General features: G+C 55.8%; 18 protein-coding genes. 13 read left to right on the top strand and 5 right to left on the bottom strand.

What is annotated here, in order from left to right:
* The first annotated feature begins 85 nt into the window (after positions 1-85).
* From PL263_RS04070 to PL263_RS04055, 4 genes are all read left to right on the top strand, one after another.
* Positions 86-424, top strand: coding sequence for a hypothetical protein (locus PL263_RS04070; protein ID WP_278211799.1), 339 nt, complete (start codon positions 86-88; stop codon positions 422-424).
* On the top strand, positions 417-1,019 hold the full coding sequence (locus PL263_RS04065) for a cytochrome c (protein WP_278211798.1): 603 nt from the start codon (positions 417-419) through the stop codon (positions 1,017-1,019). The genes PL263_RS04070 and PL263_RS04065 overlap by 8 nt, the downstream gene beginning before the upstream one ends.
* Positions 1,020-1,095: 76 nt before the next feature.
* Positions 1,096-2,523, top strand: coding sequence for a cbb3-type cytochrome c oxidase subunit I (locus tag PL263_RS04060; protein ID WP_278212848.1), 1,428 nt, complete (start codon positions 1,096-1,098; stop codon positions 2,521-2,523).
* A gap of 342 nt (positions 2,524-2,865) precedes the next feature.
* Positions 2,866-3,432 carry a hypothetical protein gene (locus tag PL263_RS04055; protein ID WP_278211797.1) on the top strand — a complete coding sequence of 189 codons (567 nt, stop codon included), beginning with the start codon at positions 2,866-2,868 and terminating at the stop codon, positions 3,430-3,432.
* Positions 3,433-3,551: 119 nt separating this feature from the next.
* Here PL263_RS04055 and PL263_RS04050 read toward each other — a convergent pair whose 3' ends face one another.
* Positions 3,552-4,574 (bottom strand): PIG-L family deacetylase, encoded by a 1,023-nt coding sequence (locus PL263_RS04050; protein ID WP_278211796.1) that lies wholly within the window; start codon positions 4,572-4,574, stop codon positions 3,552-3,554.
* A gap of 150 nt (positions 4,575-4,724) precedes the next feature.
* The gene (gene katG, locus PL263_RS04045; RefSeq protein WP_278211795.1) at positions 4,725-6,950 is read right to left on the bottom strand and encodes a catalase/peroxidase HPI; all 2,226 of its coding nucleotides are present in this window, start codon (positions 6,948-6,950) and stop codon (positions 4,725-4,727) included.
* A gap of 361 nt (positions 6,951-7,311) precedes the next feature.
* On the opposite strand from katG, the gene PL263_RS04040 reads away from it, so the two are divergent.
* Positions 7,312-8,187, top strand: a complete 876-nt coding sequence (locus tag PL263_RS04040; RefSeq protein WP_278211794.1) for a LysR substrate-binding domain-containing protein — start codon at positions 7,312-7,314, stop codon at positions 8,185-8,187.
* A gap of 113 nt (positions 8,188-8,300) precedes the next feature.
* On the opposite strand, the gene PL263_RS04035 is transcribed toward PL263_RS04040, so the two are convergent.
* Complete coding sequence (locus PL263_RS04035) at positions 8,301-9,689, bottom strand: sensor histidine kinase (RefSeq protein WP_278211793.1); 1,389 nt, start codon at positions 9,687-9,689, stop codon at positions 8,301-8,303.
* The gene (locus tag PL263_RS04030; RefSeq protein ID WP_278211792.1) at positions 9,689-10,357 is read right to left on the bottom strand and encodes a response regulator transcription factor; all 669 of its coding nucleotides are present in this window, start codon (positions 10,355-10,357) and stop codon (positions 9,689-9,691) included. The genes PL263_RS04035 and PL263_RS04030 overlap by 1 nt, the downstream gene beginning before the upstream one ends.
* Before the next feature lie 154 nt (positions 10,358-10,511).
* On the opposite strand from PL263_RS04030, the gene PL263_RS04025 reads away from it, so the two are divergent.
* The 8 genes from PL263_RS04025 (at position 10,512) to PL263_RS03990 (ending at position 18,540) form a co-directional block, all read left to right on the top strand.
* Positions 10,512-11,885 (top strand): OpgC domain-containing protein, encoded by a 1,374-nt coding sequence (locus PL263_RS04025; protein ID WP_278211791.1) that lies wholly within the window; start codon positions 10,512-10,514, stop codon positions 11,883-11,885.
* Between the two features lie 164 nt (positions 11,886-12,049).
* Positions 12,050-13,501: a sodium:proton antiporter NhaD gene (nhaD, locus tag PL263_RS04020; RefSeq protein WP_260839349.1), complete on the top strand. Its 1,452-nt coding sequence runs from the start codon at positions 12,050-12,052 to the stop codon at positions 13,499-13,501.
* Between the two features lie 253 nt (positions 13,502-13,754).
* Positions 13,755-14,315: a hypothetical protein gene (locus PL263_RS04015; RefSeq protein ID WP_278211790.1), complete on the top strand. Its 561-nt coding sequence runs from the start codon at positions 13,755-13,757 to the stop codon at positions 14,313-14,315.
* Positions 14,312-14,524, top strand: a complete 213-nt coding sequence (locus tag PL263_RS04010; RefSeq protein WP_278211789.1) for a hypothetical protein — start codon at positions 14,312-14,314, stop codon at positions 14,522-14,524. Before PL263_RS04015 ends, PL263_RS04010 begins: the two co-directional genes overlap by 4 nt.
* A 48-nt stretch (positions 14,525-14,572) precedes the next feature.
* Entirely contained in the window at positions 14,573-15,907 is a 1,335-nt protein-coding gene (gene chrA, locus PL263_RS04005) for a chromate efflux transporter (protein ID WP_278211788.1), read from the top strand.
* Positions 15,908-16,491: 584 nt separating this feature from the next.
* Positions 16,492-17,175, top strand: coding sequence for a hypothetical protein (locus PL263_RS04000; protein ID WP_278211787.1), 684 nt, complete (start codon positions 16,492-16,494; stop codon positions 17,173-17,175).
* Complete coding sequence (locus PL263_RS03995) at positions 17,168-18,112, top strand: hypothetical protein (RefSeq protein ID WP_278211786.1); 945 nt, start codon at positions 17,168-17,170, stop codon at positions 18,110-18,112. Before PL263_RS04000 ends, PL263_RS03995 begins: the two co-directional genes overlap by 8 nt.
* Complete coding sequence (locus tag PL263_RS03990; RefSeq protein ID WP_278211785.1) at positions 18,109-18,540, top strand: hypothetical protein; 432 nt, start codon at positions 18,109-18,111, stop codon at positions 18,538-18,540. Before PL263_RS03995 ends, PL263_RS03990 begins: the two co-directional genes overlap by 4 nt.
* Positions 18,541-18,938: 398 nt before the next feature.
* On the opposite strand, the gene PL263_RS03985 is transcribed toward PL263_RS03990, so the two are convergent.
* Positions 18,939-20,882, bottom strand: a complete 1,944-nt coding sequence (locus PL263_RS03985; protein WP_278211784.1) for a hypothetical protein — start codon at positions 20,880-20,882, stop codon at positions 18,939-18,941.
* Positions 20,883-20,923 lie beyond the last annotated feature (41 nt).

Below are 20,923 nucleotides of genomic sequence, written 5' to 3'. Positions count from 1 at the left end.
TTGAAATAAATGTTAATGGCGCTTACACTTGTCGTAAAGCTGCATTTAAAAAACACCTTAAAAACTTACCTGGCGGTGGTAACCGATGTTGATAGAACCGGTGGCGTTATCCGACTTTTTTCTGAGTTTTTTCAGTGCGGCGCTGATTATTTTGCTCGCCACGCTGTACGCGGCGCTATTTGCCTGGGGCAAGGCCAGCGGCCGCCGGTCGCTGGGCGTTGCCGCGTGGATAACATACTTCGCATTGATGGTTTGCGTCGCTGTTTTTAGCTACGTCAACCATTTCAGCGACTATTGGCTGGTACTGTCGTTGCTAATGGCGCTAGGTTACGGCTGGATGCCGCGCTTTATCTGGCGGTTGTGCGCAGCCACGCACCAGCCGGACCATCATCCCCCTCACCAAGCAGGAGACCACCATGACTGAACACATCCCGCCGCGCTGGGCGTCGGAAACTTTCTGGAAGAAAACCGCAATCTGGGTCACCGGCGGCTCATTCGTACTGCTAGTGATTTTAACCTTCGACTCGTTGGCGAAAATTTCCACCGGCGGCCCGCGGGTACCGGCTTACAGCGTGATCAACCAAGACGTCGGTTACCGTTTCGATAAAACCAAACAGCGTTACCAGCCCGTGATCGGCTCCGAAGCGCCCTTGTTCGGTAAAATCCTGAGCGAAGAGGAAGCTGAAAAACTGGTCGATCTGGGCAAGAAAACCGTGCAGGCCAAAAACTGTATGAACTGCCACACCCTGCTCGGCAACGGCGCCTATTACGCGCCGGATCTGACCAAAGCCTGGCTGGACCAGGGCTGGATCGCCAAGGAATCGCGCGAACAGATGATGCTCAATTTCCTGCTCGATCCGGAAAAGAACGCCCGCACCTTCGGTTCCAACCGCAAGATGCCGAATCTGGAGATCACTCAACAAGAGGCCGAAGGCATCGTCGCTTTCCTGAAATGGATGGCAGCCATCGATACCAACGGCTTCCCGCATAATTTCAGAGCACTTGGCGCAGAGGAATAAGACGATGACAGCGACAACTTTCCAAGACAAAACGGCCGCCTGCTGGTCCGGCTGCAAGCAACGTCACGCCGAGTTCATGGCAAATCCGCATTTAAGCGGCGGCCAGAAACTGGCGGTGCACTACTTCACCGTCGCCATGGTGCTGTTCATGGCGCAATTGCTGTTCGGCCTGCTGGCCGGCCTGCAATTCTTGTTTCCGAGTTTTCTTTACGAAATCCTGGATTTCAACGTCAACCGCATGGTGCACATCAACGCCATGGTGGTGTGGATGTTGTACGGTTTCATCGGCTCGGTCTACTGGTTTCTGGAAGACGAAAGCGGCGTCGAAATCGTCGGTCTGAAGTGGGGCCAACTGGCATTCTGGGTGCTGACCGGCGCGGTGACGTTGGTCGTGCTGGTCTATCTGTTCATCCAGTTCGGCGCCGGCAACGATACCTCGCTGTGGCTGATCAACGAAGGTCGCGAATACATCGAAGCGCCGCGCTGGGCCGACATCGGCATCGTCGTCGTGGTCTTGACCTTTTTCTACAACGTCGCCGCCACCTTCGCCAAAGGCCAATGGTCCGGCATCGCCGGCGTACTGGTGCTGGACTTGGTGGCCTTGGCCGGTTTGTATCTGGCCGGGATGTTTTACGTGACCAACATTTCGGTCGACCAATACTGGTGGTGGTGGGTGATCCATCTCTGGGTGGAAGCCACCTGGGAAGTCTTGGTCGGCTGCATCATGGCCTGGAGTCTGATGAAACTGCTTGGCGTGCGTCGCCAAATCGTGCAAACCTGGTTGTATATCGAAGTGGCGTTGATGTTCGGCTCCGGTATTCTGGGCTTGGGCCATCACTATTTCTGGATCGGCACCCCGGAATATTGGTTCAGCATCGGCGGATTTTTCTCGGCCTTGGAGCCGATCCCGCTGGTAGCGATGGTGGTGCATTCGGTCTACGATTCCGGCGTCCATCGCTTTAAAAACAGTAACCACCCTGCCCTGGCCTGGATCATCGCCCACACCTTCGGCAACTTCCTCGGCGCCGGCGTCTGGGGCTTCATGCACACCCTGCCGCAAATCAATCTCTACACCCACGGCACCCAATGGTCCGCCTCGCACGGCCATCTGGCCTTCTTCGGCGCCTATGCCACGATCAACATCGCCTTCTTTTACTTGGCGGCGCAACAGGCGCGCGGTAACGTTTGGATGGGCGGCGACTTGGCCAACGGCTGGCGCTGGAAAGCGGCGGCGATTTTATTGAACGTCGGCGTCTTGGGCATGACGGTAGCGTTGTTGATCGCCGGCTACGAACAATCTTTCGTCGAACGCGCGGTAGAAGGCTCGACCTGGGCCGGCTACTTCGCCGCGCAAAACCACCCGTGGTTTATGCAGGCCATGGTCTGGCGCATGGTGTTCGGCCTGATGACCGCGGCCGGCGGCGGCCTGCTGTTCTGGGATTTACTGGAAATCGGCAAAGGCGAACAACGGCCGGCCGCAGTAATCGCTAGCGCAGCCGAATAAGCGGTTATCGCTCAACCGGGCAAGCACAGACCGGTTTGCCCGGTATGCAGCTTCCGATCTTGTGCCGCGGCTAAAGCTGCCGCGGCACAAACACTCTCTTTATCGTATTACCTCTGTCCGGCGCCCGGCCAATACGCCGTTCTGACGGTTCCAAGCCAAACACCGCAAGCCCTAAAAATTTGCAGGCGCTAACACAACCATCCCGGAACCGGTTCGCAAAAGTGTGACTACCCAGCCTTATTTTGCCTAATCCGTTTGTTGGATCGCGGAAATCTCTCCGATACTGTGCGGCACGAACGCTCGGCGCTCGGACAACCGATAACAACAATAACGAGAAAAACCATGACTTTCCTCTATACCCGCAATTTCGGGCCGATCGCGGCGGCCGCATTACTATTCAGTAGTACGGCAATGGCCTCCTTCGTCAATACCTCGCCGCTGATCAACAGCTCGCGTAGCAACCGCAATGTCGATAACGGCTACGCCGGCCTGAAATGGACTTTGGGAGAAAGTTTCATTCCTGAATTGGTCGTCGGATTCCGCCATGCCAACATCAGCTCGAACGGCGATACCTATGGCGGCGATATTTCGTTTTCGTTTCGGGTTTGGGGTGGACTGCAGCCCGGACAAATCAGATTGAAATACTTTAACGGCGCCGACTATCTGCAAGGCGAGGTCGGCGGCGGCTACGATTTCAAAAACGGTTTTTTCGTCGGCATCGGCGGCAAAGCGCCTTTCTCCAGCGTGGGTTTGGATTACCAGTTTAACGGCCCGGTGCCGTTAGTTCCCTACTTCATGCTGGATTCAATCGGCCAGTACCGCAAGCCGGGCGTAAATTTCAGGATTATCTGTCCGGTGGCAGGACAACATTACAACCCGGTCACCGGACTCTGCGGCGGCGTAATCTGATAGCGCCAGCGGCGGCTGCATCGCCCACATCGGGAGTGTGGGCGAATTCCGGCGCCTGAAGGTACGGCGTCGCCCAACGCGAGGCAATCGCCACGGAGCCCGCCGCAAGCCCTATCCCGTCAAATTTTTCGCCGGTCCAGCGGATGGTTGTTGAAGGCCTTGCGCACCTGTTGCCAATGCTCAATGACCGCTTCGATCCGATTGGTATTCGCCGGCGTCAGCTGGGTAAAACATTCGCTACTGCGAACGAAGGAGGCCAAAAAATCGGCCATAATGCGTTGCTGCGTCACGTACTGGGCAATCGCATCGTGCTTGCGGGCGATCTCGGTCGGCGTCAAATCCAGGCAAACCCGGCGATGCCCGCGTAGCGGCAGATTTTCCGGCAAATGCATGGGTTGGTTGCTCCAATCCTGCGCGACGCCCCAATCCGAACCCGTAGGCCAATGCGGCCAATGCACCAGATACGCCAACATTTTCGGGTTGACCTGTTCGGCCGATGCTTGCGCCCGCCATTCGTGCACCGCCAACAATGCAAACATACCCAATCCGGCATGGTCGGAATCGTCTTCCATCACATCCGGAAAACTGATGATGGTCGGTTTGGTCTCCTGCATGATCGCCACCAATTCTGCGACCAGATCTTTACCGTCTTGCGCGTAGCCCCAATCCAGGCTATCGCGATACGGTACATGGTCGAATCCGGTGAATTGCGACCGAAACGGGCTGTTACGCCGCCAATGCGATACCAGAGCGGAATAGATCGCACCGTCGGAAAATCCCATTAAATCCAAGTGCAGGAAACCGTTGCCTAAAATCTGCGCCGCCCGGCGGGATTCTTCCAGCCGTTTTTCGCCGAATGCCAAATAATCGGCCGCAGACAAACGGCTTTTGCCGGTATCCATTTTTACCGCATCGACATAGGCATCGCCGGATGTCACGACAACGGCTCGCACCGAGCCGCCTTTGGCGAACACCCGCTGTGTCAAACCGGCGGAACTCAGACTCTCGTCGTCCGGATGGGGAGCCAACACCAGTAAACGTTCGCCGACACCGACATCCAATGCGGATTCTTGCGCCAAGGCCGGCGCTATTGTCAGGCCCAGCCAACAGGCGATAATGCCAACGCCGCCAAAAACTCTCATAAATAACTCCTTTGTAATCCGGAATTCGTAATCTCTGCAATCAAACGCATAGGCACTCAAGTTAAGCTGTTGTGGCGCCCGCAGCGTGCCTTTTTTTGAACCGCGGCCGCTCGACTTGACCGGAACCGGGACAAGTCGAGCGCTGAGCGTTTAACGTAAGTCGAAACGATCCAAATCCATCACCTTGGCCCAGGCATTGGCGAAGTCCTGAACGAACTTCTGCTTGGCATCGTCCGCCGCGTACACCTCGGCCACCGCCCGCAACTCGGAGTTGGAGCCGAAGATCAAGTCCACCGGCGTGGCCGTCCATTTGACCTGGTCGGTGGCCCGGTCGCGGCCCTCGTATATGCCTTCGGACGCGGCCGATTTGCTCCATTTCACCGACATGTCGAGCAGGTTGACGAAGAAGTCGCTGCTCAAGGTGCCCGGCCGGCCGGTGAACACGCCGTGCTTGCTATGGCCGGCGTTGGCATCCAGTGCCCGCATGCCGCCGACCAGCACGGTCATTTCCGGTACGGTCAAGGTCAGGAAGTTGGCGCGCTCGACCAGCATTTCCGCCGGCGAATGCGCATTATCCTTGCCGAAGTAATTGCGGAAACCATCGGCTTTGGGTTCCAACACCGCGACTGAATTGGCATCGGTTTGCTCCTGGCTGGCATCCATCCGCCCCGGTTTGAACGCTACTTGCACCTTGTAACCGGCCTTTTTGGCGGCTTCTTCCACCGCCGCCGACCCGCCCAGCACGATCACGTCGGCCAGCGACACTTTCTTGCCGCCTTTCAAAGTGCGGTTAAAGTCGGCTTGGACGGCTTCCAGTTTGCCCAGCACTTTAGCCAATTCGGCGGGATCGTTGGCTTCCCAGTCTTTCTGGGGCGCCAGCCGAATCCGCGCGCCGTTGGCGCCGCCGCGCAGGTCGGTACCGCGGAAGGTGGCTGCCGAGGCCCAGGCGGTTCTGACCAGTTCCGGAATCGTCAAATCCGAAGCCAGAATCGCCGATTTCAGCTTGGCAACGTCCTTGGCATCGATCAGTTTATGATCGACTTTGGGGATAGGATCCTGCCAGACAAAGTCTTCGGCCGGCACTTCCGCGCCGACGTAACGCGCTTTCGGCCCCATGTCGCGATGGGTCAGCTTGAACCAGGCTTTGGCGAACGCCGCTTCGAACGCTTTAGGGTCATCCAGGAAACGTTTGGAGATTTTTTGATACTCCGGGTCCATTTTCAAAGCCAAATCGGTGGTGAACATGATCGGCGGATGGCGTTTGCTCGAATCGTGCGCGTCCGGCACGAAGTTGTCGCCCTTGCCGTCTTTCGGAATCCATTGCGTCGCACCGGCAGGGCTCTTGGTTTGTTGCCACTCGAAGGTATACAGCCAAGTCAGGTAATCGTGGGTCCAGCGGGTCGGATTGGTCGACCAGGCCCCCTCCAGGCCGCTACTGACCGTATCGACCCCGTGGCCTGCACCGCATTGGTTGGCCCAGCCCAGGCCTTGCTGTTCGATGCCGGCAGCGGCCGGTTCCTTACCGACGCATTCGTCCGGCTTATGTGCACCGTGGGCCTTGCCGAAGGTATGGCCGCCGGCGATCAGCGCCACGGTTTCCTCGTCGTTCATCGCCATCCGGCCGAAGGCTTCGCGGATGTGTTTGGCCGCCGCCAACGGATCGGGATTGCCGCCGGGGCCCTCCGGGTTGACGTAGATCAGGCCCATTTGCACGGCGGCCAGCGGTTTCGTCAGCTCGCCTTTTTCGTTATGGCGTTCGTCGGCCAGAAATTTCTTTTCGCTACCCCAATTCACGACCTCGGCTTCCCAATCGTCGGCCCGGCCTCCGGCAAAACCGAGGGTCTTGAAGCCCATATCTTCCAGCGCCACGTTGCCGGCCAGCACCATCAAATCGGCCCAGGATAACTTGGCGCCGTATTTTTGCTTGATTGGCCACAACAAGCGGCGGGCTTTGTCCAGGTTGACGTTGTCCGGCCAACTGTTGAGCGGTTCGAAGCGTTGCTGGCCGCCGGAGGCGCCGCCGCGGCCGTCGAAGATGCGGTAAACACCGGCGCTATGCCAGGCCATGCGAATGAAGAACGGCCCGTAATTGCCGTAATCCGCCGGCCACCAGGGTTGGGACGTATGCAGCACCCCGGCGATATCCTTTTTCACCGCCGTCAAGTCCAGGGTTTTGAATTGAGCCGCGTAATTAAAACTTTGTCCCAACGGATTGGACTCGGCGGCGTGCTGGCGTAGCGGCGTCAGATCCAATTGCTCCGGCCACCAGAAGCTATTCATGGTCGGCTGCGATTCCTGGAACACCTGGCCGGCGTTCGATGCCGAGGATATGGCTAGCGCCAAGACAGACGCCAGCAAAATGGGTTTGGTTTTCATGGTGCACCTCTGTTAATTATTGTTAGTCAACGAAAATACGTACCGTCGATAGCTGAGTTTAACTGCCGCTACGAATTAAAACCGTAGCCGCTTAAACTTGGCGTCATCGCTCAGGCACTACCGACTTGCTGTATGGCGATGGCAGACAAACTGATCCGCCATTGCCAACGGTACTAGCGAATTATCCGTCCGCCCTTTGATTGTGCTCGGTGGCGACATTGAACCGAATAGAGCCCGCAATTTGAAATTGATTCCCTCGATAAGCCGATAGGCGGAATCAATAAGTCTCGCTTTATGTTGTTATCATTTGCGGCCGAAACCAACGTTTCCAGACTTTCCAACTAACGACGGGCAGCAAGCCATGACATTGCGCGAATTGAGCTATCTGGTAGCGGTGGCGGAATTTAGAAACTTCAGCCAAGCGGCCGAACATTGTGCAATCAGCCAACCCACTTTGAGCACCCAAATCAAAAAGCTCGAGGACTATCTGGGTGTGGACCTGTTCTTGCGCGACAAAAACAATGTGGACGTAACCGAAGCCTGTCGGGAGATTTTACCCATCGCCCGCCGAATGCTCGACGACGCCCGCGCCATTCGCCAAATCGCCGCCCATGCCAGCGGCCGCCAACGCAACCAACTGTCACTGGGCGCGTTTCCGTCGCTGGCAAGTTACGTATTGCCGGAGTACGTTTTTCGCATCAAGCAACATTATCCGGAACTCAAATTGCAATTGGTTGAGGAAAAAACCCACGCCTTGATCGCATTGCTGCTCGACAAAAAACTGGACGCGGCCCTGCTGGCCTTGCCGGTCGCCCCCGACACGCTGGACTCCCGCGTATTGTTCGAGGACCCGTTCACGCTGGCAGTCAGCGCCGATCATCCGCTCGCCGACCAGGCCGAAGTCGACCTCAACCAAGCCGCCAACGAAAACCTGCTACTGCTGGACGAAGGCCACTGCCTGCGCGACCAGGCACTGAAATTGTGCGACCCGTCCCGTTTCATCGAACACGATTTTCGGGCGTCGAGCCTGGAAACCCTGCGTTTCATGGTCAGGAACGGGGTCGGCGTCACCTTGATGCCGTCCGTGGCGATTCAGCCGGAAGACAAAGACATTCGGTACATCGACATTCGGCAACGCCCCAGTCGAGCCATTGCCCTGGTATGGCTCAAGACTCATCCGCGTATCGCCTTGCTGGAAACCATGGCCCAACTGCTGGCATACAAACCATTGCCCTGAGTGGGAGAAGCTTTGATCTGGCTGACGTTAAACGTCAGCCAGACAAACTCGGATTCTGGTATCACGCGGCAACAAGGGCGATCGCCGCGATTTCAATAGCTGACGCCGGCCATCTAGCCGGCTCGAGATTGCCGGCCGAACAAAACGCTAATCCCGCTGCCGTGGCCACCGATGCCGGGGCCGACTTCAATCCGCGCCGCGTGCAGGTCGGCGATTTCCTTGACGATGGCCAGGCCCAAACCGCAGCCCTCACCGCGGCTGCCCGGAATCCGGTAAAACCGCTCGAATATCCGGTCCGCTTCCTCCGGCCGGATACCGGGACCGTCGTCCTTGACCACCCAGCCGGGCGGGTCGGCCAGAACCGTTACGTTGATCCGGCCGCCCGGATTGCTGTAGCAAATACTGTTATCCAGCAGGTTGTTCAGCAACTCCCGCAGCAGGGTTTCGTCGCCTTTGATCGAAACCGGGACGCGCGGCGCGTCGAATCCCAACTCGATTTCCTGTTCCAGGGCTTTATATACCCAGTCCATACAGCAGGCTTTGGCCAGCGCGGCCAAATCCAGGAGCCGAAACGGGCGCGAACCCTGCGAGACCGATTCGGAACCGGCCAGAACCAGCAACTGCGAACTCAAATGCGCCACCCGGTCTGCCGAATGTTTGATGTGGCTCAGTGCCGGTTTCATCGCATCCGGACTATCCGCGGCCAACGCCCGCTCGGCATGCACTTTCAGCCCGGCCAGCGGCGTGCGTAGTTGGTGGGCGGCGTTTTCGATGAAACGCTGCTGCGCGGCCAGCGCGGAGCCCAGGCGTTGCAACAACGCGTTGATGGTGTGGGTCAAGGACCGCACTTCCAGTGGCACGTTGGTATCCGGAATCGGGTCCAGTTCCCGCGCCGACCGCTGGCCGATCAGCGTCGCCAGATCGTGCAACGGGCTCAAGCCGCGATTGATGCCGGCCCAGATGTGGAGCCCGGCGACCAGCAGCAGTAATAGCTGGGGCGCGACCACCGCCAGCAAAATCTCGTTCATCATGCCGCGCCGCTTGTTCAAGGTTTCCGCGACCGACACCAGCACGTCGCCGCTATCGCCGCCGGCCGACGCGGTCAACACCGAAACGATGCGAACCTTACGCCCCTGGATTTCGCCGTCGGAGAACAACGGCGCATCGGCCGCCATCGCCGCCAACGCCGGACCGGGCAATGCCCTGTCGCCGGCAATGAATCCGGCCGCCGCCGACTCGACCTTGAAAAAGGTCTTGTCCATTGCGTCCCAACGGAACACTTCGACCGCAATCGGCGGCAAATCGAAAGTCACTTTATCCTTTTGCGTCTTCACCTCCTGCGCCAGCGATTTGGCCGAGTCCAGCAGCCAACTGTCGTAAGCGCGGTCGGCATAGTGCAGCGCCACGAAATAAGACACGGCCGCATCCAGCACGACGACCGCGATCAACGGCAGCGTCAGCCGCGCCAGCAACTGCGCTCTCAGGCTCTGCGGTTTGCGCATCAGTCTTGCTCCAGCAGATAGCCCAGGCCGCGCAAGGTGCGGATACCGATGGCATAGGGTTCCAGCCGTTTGCGCAACCGGTGGATGTAGACCTCGATGGCGTTGTCCGCCAACTCGTCGGAACGCGCCGCCAAGCGTTGGGCGATATGGTCCTTGCTGACTACGCGCCCGGCCTGCAACAACAGCGCTTCCAGAACGCCGTATTCGCGCGGCGGCAGTTGCAGGGGCTCGCCGCGCACCTTGATCTGTTGCTGACGGGTATCCAAAACCAGGTCGCCGAAAACGATATCGTGACTGAAACCGCCCTGGCTGCGGCGCAACAACGCTCTGACCCGCGCCTCCAGTTCCAGCAACTCGAACGGCTTGGTCATGTAATCGTCGGCGCCGAGCTGCAAGCCGCCGACCCGGTCGTTCAGGCCGTCGCGGGCGGTCAATATCAACACCGGCATCGGCGACTGCTGCCGCCCGCGCAATTCGCGCAACACTTCGCGCCCGTCCATGTCCGGCAGACCCAGGTCCAGAATCGCCAACTCGAAGGGTTGCGTACTCAAGGCCCCGACGGCAAAGGTACCGGTCTTGGCCAGTGTGACGTCGAATCCCCAGTCGCGCAAACTATGCGACAGTCCGTCGGCCAAGGCCTGATCGTCCTCGACCAGCAAAATCCTCATGTGCCATTCTCGCTAATGAAAGGTTGATGAAAGGTTAGCCCGCTAAAGTGGCATGGTTGAAACCGGTGGCAAGCGCAGGGATTGCCACCGCACCGCTAATCGCGCTACTCGAACCGGCAACGGCAAGCTACCCGACACCACAACAGAGTTCATTATGAAATCGACATTAGCGCCCGCGCAACCGCGCAATCGGCAATTGGACTTTTTCCGCGGCGTGGCGCTGTTGGTCATTTTCGTCAACCACATGCCGGGCAACCCCTGGTTCTGGTACACGCCGTCGCGTTTCGGCTTCAGCGATTCGGCGGAGATTTTCGTGTTTTTATCCGGATACGTCTCGGCCGTCGCCTACGGCCGCGGCTTCCGCCAGGCCGGCCTGACGCTGGGTAGCGTCAGGGTGTTCCTGCGTTGTGCTCAGATTTACGCCGCCCATCTGGCATCGTTTTTGGCAATGGCCGCCGTCTGCGTAGTCGGCAACCGCTGGTTGCCCGGAACCGACTACATCCAACAATTGAACATCGCTTATTTTTTTAACGATACCCAGCAAGCTGTGTTCGATTTATTTGCATTGAGTTACGTGCCGAATTATTTCGACATCCTGCCCTTGTATCTGGTGTTGCTGGCCTGGGTGCCGCTGGCCTGGAGCCTGTCCCTGCTCGGCAAATACCTGGCCGTAGCGGCTTCGCTGCTGATTTACCTGGCAGCCTGGCATTACGGACTGGAGCTGAGCGGCGACCCGAACGACGGCCGGCCTTGGTTTTTCAATCCGTTCTGCTGGCAACTGTTGTTTTTTACCGGCTTCGCCTTTGCCACCGGCTGGTTGCCGCAACCCGGCTACCGGCCAGGCCTGGTCTTGGCCTGCGCCCTGATGGCGGCCCTGGCCGTGCCGTTGGCTTACGAACCGTTCTATAGCCGGCATGCGCCATTACTGGAACTGCGGGCACAGCTGGAGCCGTTGCTGGACAAAAGCCACCTCGGCCCTTTGCGCTGGTTGCATCTGCTGGCACTGGCCTATCTGGCCGCGCAGCTGCCGGCCCGCGTCGCGGCAGGTTTGGAGCGAGCTCCGGCGCGTTGGCTGGCCGAAATGGGCCGTCAGTCCCTGCCCCTGTTTTTGTGCGGCATGGTCCTGTGCTATTTGGGCGGAATGGCGCTGGATTGGGCCGGCCGGGAGCCGCTTGCCGCGGCCGCGGTCAACCTCGCCGGCATCGCCGGCCTGCTCAGTATCGCCAGACTGTTGGCCTGGCTGGAAACCAAGCCGTGGCAAGCGGCTTACCGGGCGGACGCCGGGCGCGTAACGAGCGGTTTACCGCCGTTGTTCGGTTTGGGGCTGAAACAAGCCGCCGCCCTGCCCCTCCTGGTCTGCGCCGCGTTGACACCGCTGTTGTTGGTTCGGAGCCAGGATAACGCCAACACGCCGGCCGTAGCGACCGCGCAGCCAGCGCCGGATCCGGCGCCAAGCGGCGAATTGCTGCAGACCGGCGCAACCAAAGCCGACACAGATACCGAAACCGTGGCCCAGCGCCAGTTGTAGATTCGGGCTGAGCGGATAGTCAGGATTGCGATCTTGATCGACTCGGTGATTGGCTGAATTTGCAGTTTTTCCAGGTATGCTAGCCGGCGGCCGGTATTGCGCGGCCCGGCGTTCGGGCGGCAAAATGCCGGGCTGCCGACAACAGACTGATCAGGATTATTAGTATGGCAATCAACAAATTTTCGGCCGGCAAACTGAGATATGCCGGCATCAGCTTCATGTTAATGCTACAGCCCAATTCCGCGTTTTGCGCCACGCCGGAGGCTTTGGATTTAAGCGGGCATTGGATCGGCTTCCTGGCCTTGGGTTTGTTTGCCACCGCCTACGTGCTGGTAGTGCTGGAAGAACTGTTGGAACTGCGCAAATCCAAGCCGATGATGCTGGCCGCCGCGCTGATTTGGCTGGCAATCGCACTGATTTACAAAAGCCACGGCTTGTCGGACCTCGCCGAAACGGCGATACGGCATTACGTGCTGGATTACAGCGAATTATTCCTGTTTTTGATCGTCTCCATCGCCTACATCAATGCGATGGACGAAAGGCGCGTATTCGACAACTTGCGTGCCTGGCTGGTAAATCGCGGTTTCAGTTACCGTCAGCTATTCTGGGTCACCGGCCTGCTGGCATTCTTCATTTCGGCGGTCTCCAATAACATGACGACCGCAATGCTGATGTGCGCCGTGGTGATGGCAGTCGGGAAAGACAATCCGCGCTTCGTCGGCATTTCCTGCGTCAACACCGTCGTCGCCGCCAATGCCGGCGGCGCATTCTGCCCTTTCGGCGACATTACCACCTTGATGGTCTGGCAAAAGGGCATGATCGAGTTTTGGACCTTTTTCAACCTGTTCATTCCGTCGGTCGTCAATTTTCTGATACCGGCAACCATCATGCATTTCGCAATACCCAACGCCCGGCCGGCGCCGATTCAGGTCCAAATTCGCACGCTGCGCGGCGCCAAACGCATCGTCCTGCTGTTTCTGCTGACGGTGCTGACCGCGGTCGGGTTCCAGAACAGCCTGCAATTGCCGGCCGCCGTCGGCATGATGGCCGGTCTGACTTACCTGCAACTGTTCGGCTACTTCCTGCACATCACCCACCGCGACGAACCGGAACTAAGTATCGACGGCGTGGCCGGGGACCATCTGCCGGAGACCGGCGATGGCGGCAACGGTCTACGTTTCGACGTGTTCCACCATCTGGCCAGGATGGAATGGGACACCCTGCTGTTCTTTTACGGCGTGGTGCTGTGCGTCGGCGGCCTCAACTTCATCGGCTATTTGCAGCATCTGTCCGAATTCCTGTACGGAGAACTGGGGGCGACGCCGGCCAACATTCTGGTCGGTATCGTGTCGGCGGTGGTGGATAACATTCCGGTGATGTTCGCGATACTGGCCATGACGCCGGACATGAGCGAGGGCCAATGGTTGCTGGTGACATTGACCGCGGGAGTCGGCGGCAGCTTGCTATCGGTCGGCTCGGCTGCAGGCGTCGCGCTGATGGGGCAAGCGAAGGGCGTTTACACCTTTATGACCCACCTGAAATGGGCGCCGGCCATCATGTTGGGCTATCTCGGCAGCGTCGGCGCGCATTTTCTGATCAACGGCAGCCTGTTTTGACCGACTGGCCCGCACGGCGGCCAGCCGGCTTTACCTGCGAGCCGATGCCGCGCTATGCTGAGCCATCTAATGAATGCACCGCGGCCACGTGAACTATTCACCAGGCCCTTAAATTCCCTGGAGTCGTCATTCCCGCGAAGTCGGGAATCCACTATTGATTCTGGGCCCCCGCTTTGGCGGGAGCGACCCTATTTAAAAGCCGGGTTAATAAAACCCCTTGTCCCAACCGCACCATTTTTCAGGAAGCCCAAGCATGTATCAAGAACCGTCAATACCCGAAACCGAACCCGGCAAGCGCTACGTTTTTGTCGAACAGAGCGTGTTTATTCTGCTGGTTTTGTTATCTCTGGCCGGAATTTACATTACCGATTTCAATCCGAACGACGGCTACGGTTACTGGCTGGCTATGGTGTTCGTATTCGGTTCGCTTTCGGTGTTCGTGTCCTGGCTGCAGGCCAAAAACGGCGCCGCCGATTTCGGTCAGGTGTTGAAGGCGCAGGCAATGCATTGGCTGCATACCATCGTGGTCGTGATCGCCGCAGCGTTTTTGAATAAGTCCGGCCAATTGTCCGGCGTCAGCGCCGACTTGGTGATATTGCTGATTTTGGGCTTGGCGGCGATGCTGGACGGTTACCACATCGGCTGGGAATTCAGTTTCCTGGGCTTTTTTCTGGTCGGCTGCGCCGTGATCATCGGTTACGTGCAACCCTTTCTGTGGGCTTGCGGTGGATTCGCCGCCGCCATCGTCGCCGTGTCGTTGCTACGCAATTTCCTTGGTGCAAAAGTCCGCCGCCTCGACGGCGAGCAAATATGATCAGAGCAATTACCTGGTTCCGGCGGTTAAACCGCAAAAACAAACTGGCGGTGGTCTTATCCGCACTCTGGATGCTGGCGGTACCGGCTTTCGTCGTCCCCTACGGCGACGAAGCGACCGGCCGGCTGGAACATTTTTTCTGGTGGGGCCTGTTTCCGGTGTTTTTATACTGGGGCCGCCATCTTTGGGTCAGAAAATGGCCGAACTGAACCCCAATTACTCATGGTAAAAATCGGTATCAGCCGCCGGCCCAGACTATGAACCAAAATCCGCAGCAAGCACCTGTCAGCCCCAGCCTCGGCGAAGCCGGCAAATTCTGGCTGAAACTGGGCTTCATCAGCTTTGGCGGCCCGGCCGGCCAGATTGCCATCATGCACCAGGAGTTGGTCGAACGCCGACGCTGGATCAGCGAAACACGCTATCTGCACGCCTTGAATTACTGCATGGTATTGCCCGGCCCGGAAGCGCAACAACTGGCGACTTACATCGGTTGGTTGCTGCACAAGACGCCGGGCGCATTGATCGCCGGTGGCCTGTTTTTTCTGCCGGCGCTGTTGATTTTGATCGGCCTGGGCTGGGTGTACATGCGGTTCGGCGACCTGCCCACGGTGGCCGGCTTGTTGTACGGCATCAAACCCGCCGTCACGGCGATCGTGTTGTTTGCTGCCTATCGGATCGGTTCGCGGGCCTTGAAAAACCGCTGGCTGTGGGCGATGGCGGCGGCAGCCTTTATCGCCATTTTTGCGTTGCAATTGCCGTTTCCATTGATCGTGATTGCGGCCGGCTTGATTGGCGCCGCCGGCGGTAAATGGGCGCCGCAGTATTTTGCGGTCGGCGGCGGCCACGGCAGCACCAAGGCCAATTTCGGCCCGGCCGTGATCGACGACGATACGCCAACGCCAGCGCACGCCCTATTCAGGTGGGGCAAGTTTTACCGCCTGTTGGCTATAGGCCTGGTGCTGTGGGCCGGCGTGCTGGGCTGGCTGTGCGCAGAATACGGCTGGCAGGGCGGTTTGACCCAAATGGGCTGGTTCTTTACCAAAGCCGCCTGGCTGACCTTCGGTGGCGCCTATGCGGTATTGCCTTACGTCTATCAGGGGGCGGTCGAGCACTACCACTGGCTGACGCCACAGCAAATGATCGACGCGCTGGCGCTGGGGGAAACCACGCCAGGGCCTCTTATCATGGTCAACACCTTCGTCGGTTTCGTGGCGGGTTGGGGCCAAGCCTGGTTTGGCGCGGATTCCGCGTTTTTAGCGGGCAGCTTGGCAGCCGTGGTCGTCACCTACTTTACCTACCTGCCCAGCTTTTTATTCATTCTGGCCGGCGGCCCGCTGGTGGAAACCACCCATGGCAATCTGAAATTCACCGCCCCGCTGACTGGCGTCACCGCCGCCGTGGTCGGCGTCATCGTCAATCTGGCCGTATTTTTTGCTTACCACGTGTTCTGGCCGCAGGGCTGGAACGGATCGTTCGACCTGTTTGCCGCCGGGCTGAGTCTGGCCGCGCTGTTGGCGTTGTTTCGGTTCAAACTCGGCATTATCCCGGTCATTGCCGGCGCCGCGCTGGGCGGCTGGCTGTGGATGCTTTGACCTAAAGCTACGCAGTGCTTACCCTCGTGGCAGGTCGTAATCTCCAATGAATTTAAAGAATCCCATCATCTGTGTCGGAATATGCCGAACGGGGTTTCTGGTGATTTAAAGCTTACTGGAAACGCTAACGCTTGTTCCGGGCCACCTGGACTAACCGGCAAAGGGAGTGTTGACTAGCGGCCAAAAGCTGACGACTGCGCTTCTTTCACAAATGACGGCAGTTGAATGTATAACTGTCAGTCACTTTAGCTTTCGATACTTGATTGCAAGACCTGATTCTTGGGGAATCCTAGAGTTCGCCTGGTTGGGGGGGGGTAGCAGATTGGTGAAAAACCATATTTCAGGCGCTAATTTTGTTCAGCTTACTCAATATATAGTGTCTGCAATATCATACTTCAACTAAATACAGGCTGAGTCAGGGTCAAAAATGAGTTTTTCACCAACCTGTTAGAGGTTCCGTTTAGTTAGAATTTTGTACCAGTACATATGTACTATAGTCCACGCATTATTCATATGCTATGATCAAGAAAAATTTATTATATTCCTAAGCACAAGTTAACCTTCAATCTATTATATATTTTCATATGCTAGATATTTTAAATACGTTAATCATCGGCAGAATTGTAGAGAGAATCATTATAGTTATATTTGCGGGAATATCAATCACGCTTGGCTGGAAGCTTTTTGCATTTCCTCTTAATGACGTAGGTGAGGCTGAAGTTAAGCGCAAGGACTTCAGTTTTGTAATTAAAAGAATTGCACCTGGTGTATTTTTTGCTTTATTCGGTGCAACCGTCCTACTTGTTTCGCTTATAAAATCCCCATCGATTGATTTTGCTGATAATCCAAGTATAGAAAAACTACTTAATATGCCAGCGTTAGTCAACAATCAAAATAGCATTCTTACTTCAACAGGTCAAAGACATTTAAAGCTTTTTGAATATAACGGTGCAGCAGATATATCAGGAGAAAAAGAGCTTTTGAGGCTAATAAGAAGCCTAAATACTGCAATTAGAGTGGCAACGTTAAATGGTAATGATCAAAGAGTGCTAGGGCCAGCACTTGATGACTTAAAGGGTGCGGCAGAAAACTTAGAAAAATTACGCAATAATATATTAGTCGAAAGACTTGGAGAAGAAGACGTTAACTTATGGAAAAATAAAGGAGAATCTTTTAATAAAAATCCATTAAATCTTAATAAAAATGAGCGCGATACATTAACTACTATTGCCCCTTGGTTTGAGCAAGGAGAGCTATACAATGAATAGTCGTTGTAACATTAAATTTTCATTCTCTTTTAGTTCGGTTGGCTTTATATTTGTTATTTTTTGGTGTTGCCATTCAATTCCTGCTTTAGGGTCAGAAAAAGAAATAGAAGACACGTGGCAAGTTTTCCACGATGCAGGAATGCGAACTTGGCAAAAACGATTGTTACCCGAATTTAGAAATGTTGCGGACAATCAGACTAAGGAAGTGCTAGATGAAACAAGTTTTCGAGTGGTAAGGTTTTCTGATTTTAATGCGTTTTCAAATAGAAAAAAAATGGAAGTCATCATACCAATTGGTTTGATTGTAACTCTTTTCAATTTTGCAGATGCTTATTCTTTAGCCTGGGTAAAGCCAGAGTGCGTTGAAAAATTCAAAAAATATCCAAATACGTTAGTAGATGTTTATTATAGAAAACTTCGAGGAGAAAGCGAAGTTTATTTCAAGGATTTCGCCGAAATTTGCAAAATATCTAAGCGAGAGGCGTCTGCCCTTCGTGAGGATCAGGATGTTTATAACATGAAAGTAAATATTGTCGTTGACTCTCTCGCTTTTATTGTTGCTCATGAAATAGGACATCTGGTTTTAAACCATAAATCAGGCCATTCTTTAACTCGCTCTTTGTTACAGAAACAAGAATATGATGCTGATGCTTTTGGTGCGAAATTAGCGTCAAAGGCTGGATTCCAACCTCAAGGTGCTCTATTTACCTCATTCTGGATTTTTGGTCTTTTAGAAAGTGAGGATGGCACTAATAATAGAGATAATCACCCACCTGTTTCATGCAGGGTTGACAAACTAATTAACCGAGATGAACTAATAGATTTTCCTGGCTCATTAGACGGTTTGAAGCGCATGGGGTTTACTAAAGAAGGGTTTATGAAATCATTAAACGATATACATAATTTGTGTGTAAACGCACTTGGAGGTAATTCATGATCAAGAGTTGTTACATCAAATTTTCTGTAATAAATATTCTATTTTTTATATTTTCTACTATTGCTGTTGCAGATTGTAGTGCCACTAAAGTTCAGCGGTTAAGCAATAAAGGTGCTAGTGTTTCGGACATAGCAGAAACCTGTGAAATGAGCAAAAGAGACGTTCTTGATGCTTTAAAGGATGATAATGATGAACAGGAAGAGAATGGAAACCCGGATAATTCCCCTGGTGGTCAATCATCACGAATCAGAGGGAATAGGCAGGGCGGCGCTCCTTCAGGTACAGTTTTGGCTCAATGCGGATGCTGGGGATTTGAGGCTGGCAATCAAAGAAAGGATCCAAGGTGTGAAAGCGGATATTCAGCACCTCAAGCATGTGCTTATTATTGCCCAGCTGGCGGTTATGCTTGGGGTGTAGTTTGTATGTAACTTTATTTTTATTCAAATTAAAAATTCTAATTTGAAGGTGAATGAACCCTTTTCATCACCTTCAAACCCAATCCTCTCAGCTTATGCTCTAACAAGTTGATTTGTAGGCATGTTTCCGGTAGGACGGGGGTGTTTGACCTAGATTTAAGTTGGGTGAAGTCCAACGGTACGAAAGCTTACGTAAGCGTCTAGGGCCGCGGGCTGGGGTGAGCGACAGCGATCCCGGATTTAATGGCTTAAAGCTGGGTTTCATTATCATTCAGCCTACTTCAACACATGCAGATTCAGCTTATTATCCATTAGCAGTCATTGGAAGTCTCAACCGACTGTCGCCTTGGGGTCGAAACCAGCCAACCAACCTCGCAACCGAATAGCGCGGAACAACTCACAATCACCGGCTATTTCAGACCGTACACCTTCAACTGGCTGCAAACCGGCAACTGGTTATCCGGCGCGGTGCAATCCGAGGTGCCGATTCGGTAGATCATCACATACACCCGACCGTTGGCGACCACCGGCGGGATCATCCGCGACATTTTGCCCAGGCCGCCGTTATTGTCGTCGCCGGTACGGAACAGGCGTTTCAGCTTGTTGCCCGGCAGCACCGTGGTCGCGTCGTAAGCAATCAACTGGCCTTCGGCGAACTCCTTATTTGCGTCGCCGAATTTGGAATAAACCGTCCAGATAAGGGCAGAACCGAAGTCGATAGCGTGCGGAAACGCCGATGCGGCCGAGGGTTTGCCGGAAACCATCAGCAAACCGCCGGGCATGCCGCCGGGAGAGGCGACGCCGACCGAGGCCAGATCGTCGGCTTCGGCGCGGAAGCTGGGTAATTTGCCGTCCAGCGTCGAGAAATCGTAAGCCTTCAACCGCGAATTTTCGCCCCAGACGTAGACGATACCGCCGCTCTGGTCGCGTTGCGCCAGCGCCAAGGCATGGATATGGTGCATCTTGTTGTTTTCCGGATCGCCGCAGGGTACGAACCAGCCGTGGTCGCTGTGGCCGGCCGCCGGGCACGGTAGACTGCGGTTCAGGTGCTGCGCCCTGTCCCAGTTCTCGTCGATGCCGCCGCCGTAGTAAGTCGCCACCAGCGGCGGTTTGGACAGCAACTGGTTGAAGCGATCGTTTTTCCCCAGATTGAATTTATCCAACGAATAAATGATGCCGTCCTTGGTACCTTGCAGCAGCAAACTCGAACCCGGCACCAGCATCGGCCCGGCTGCGCCGAAATCCCAATCCGCGCCAGCGGAACCGGCACCGGCCCGGCCGCAGGACACTTCCGAGTCGTTGTCCCGCCATAGGCAATCCTTTGGCGCAACCCGCTCGTCAAGAAAGGCTTTGTAATAATCCACTTGCTCCAACAGCGGCCGGGCGCCGCCAAGGCCGGGCTTGAAGCGCAGTTTGATCATGCTTTCCGCCAGATCGACGCCGCCGTTATTGGACGTACCGTTGGAAGTGGCGACGTAGATCATGTCGTCTTCGGTGACCGGTGCGCCGCCGGCGTGCCAGATGCCGGCGCCCCACGAATTGAACGCGGTCGCGCAGAAGATCGCCGCTTCTTTGGAGAACCCCGGCTGCCCCAGCAGCGCACGGGTATCGTAGGCGACGACGAAACCGTGCGGATTTTTGCGCCCGCCCAGCAGTTTTTCCTCGTTGGCGGCAAATGCCATGACCAAGCCGTTATTCGCGGTCAATGCCAGACCGGCGCGCAACTTGGGATAGACATATTGTTTGGTCTGGTTATTCTCCCGGTAAACCGCACCGGCGTCGTTGAACCAACAGCCGTTGCCTTCCTGCGACCGGCCGAAAATCCTCACCGGCGGCGCTTTCCGGCTGCCGTCCGCGGGATTCAAGGCATAGACCCAATAGTCGCGGAGCTTGTTGTCGTTGTTTTTCTTTTGCCAGGAGGCGACGAATAAAGTATTGCTGGCCGGATCGACGATAGGTGTGGCCGATATGCCCCAGGTCGGCGTGTGCTTCCACATATCCATGTCCTGCGAACTGATTTCCGGCCCCAATTTGACGTTATAAACGGTGGCATTGGTGCGGGCGTTGATGCCGACAACTTCGTTTTTCATCGTCGTGACGACGACCAAATCGTCGCCGTTGGCCGCGTTTTCCAGCACCAATGGCTGGGTTTCGACTTTGGCGTTGAAATCGTAGGTACGCAACAAACCGAAGCGGTCGGGGTTGACGTTATCCTTGTCAAGCAGCACTTCCTGGTTGTTGGCGGCGGTGCGAAAATTGTTGCCGGCCCGTTGGGTAATACTGACCGCCACCGCCTGATTGACAAACACACCGCTTAACACGGCCCCGGCAAGACTGAGCGCAATTCGTTTCATGGCGTACTCCGGCTGTGGCAAAAGTCAACTGAGCCTAGAAT

Source organism: Methylomonas sp. EFPC3 (genome assembly GCF_029643245.1).
In the GTDB taxonomy this organism is placed as follows: domain Bacteria; phylum Pseudomonadota; class Gammaproteobacteria; order Methylococcales; family Methylomonadaceae; genus Methylomonas; species Methylomonas koyamae_B.
Note: the sequence above shows the minus strand (reverse complement) of the source record. Positions and strands in the feature narration are given on the sequence as shown.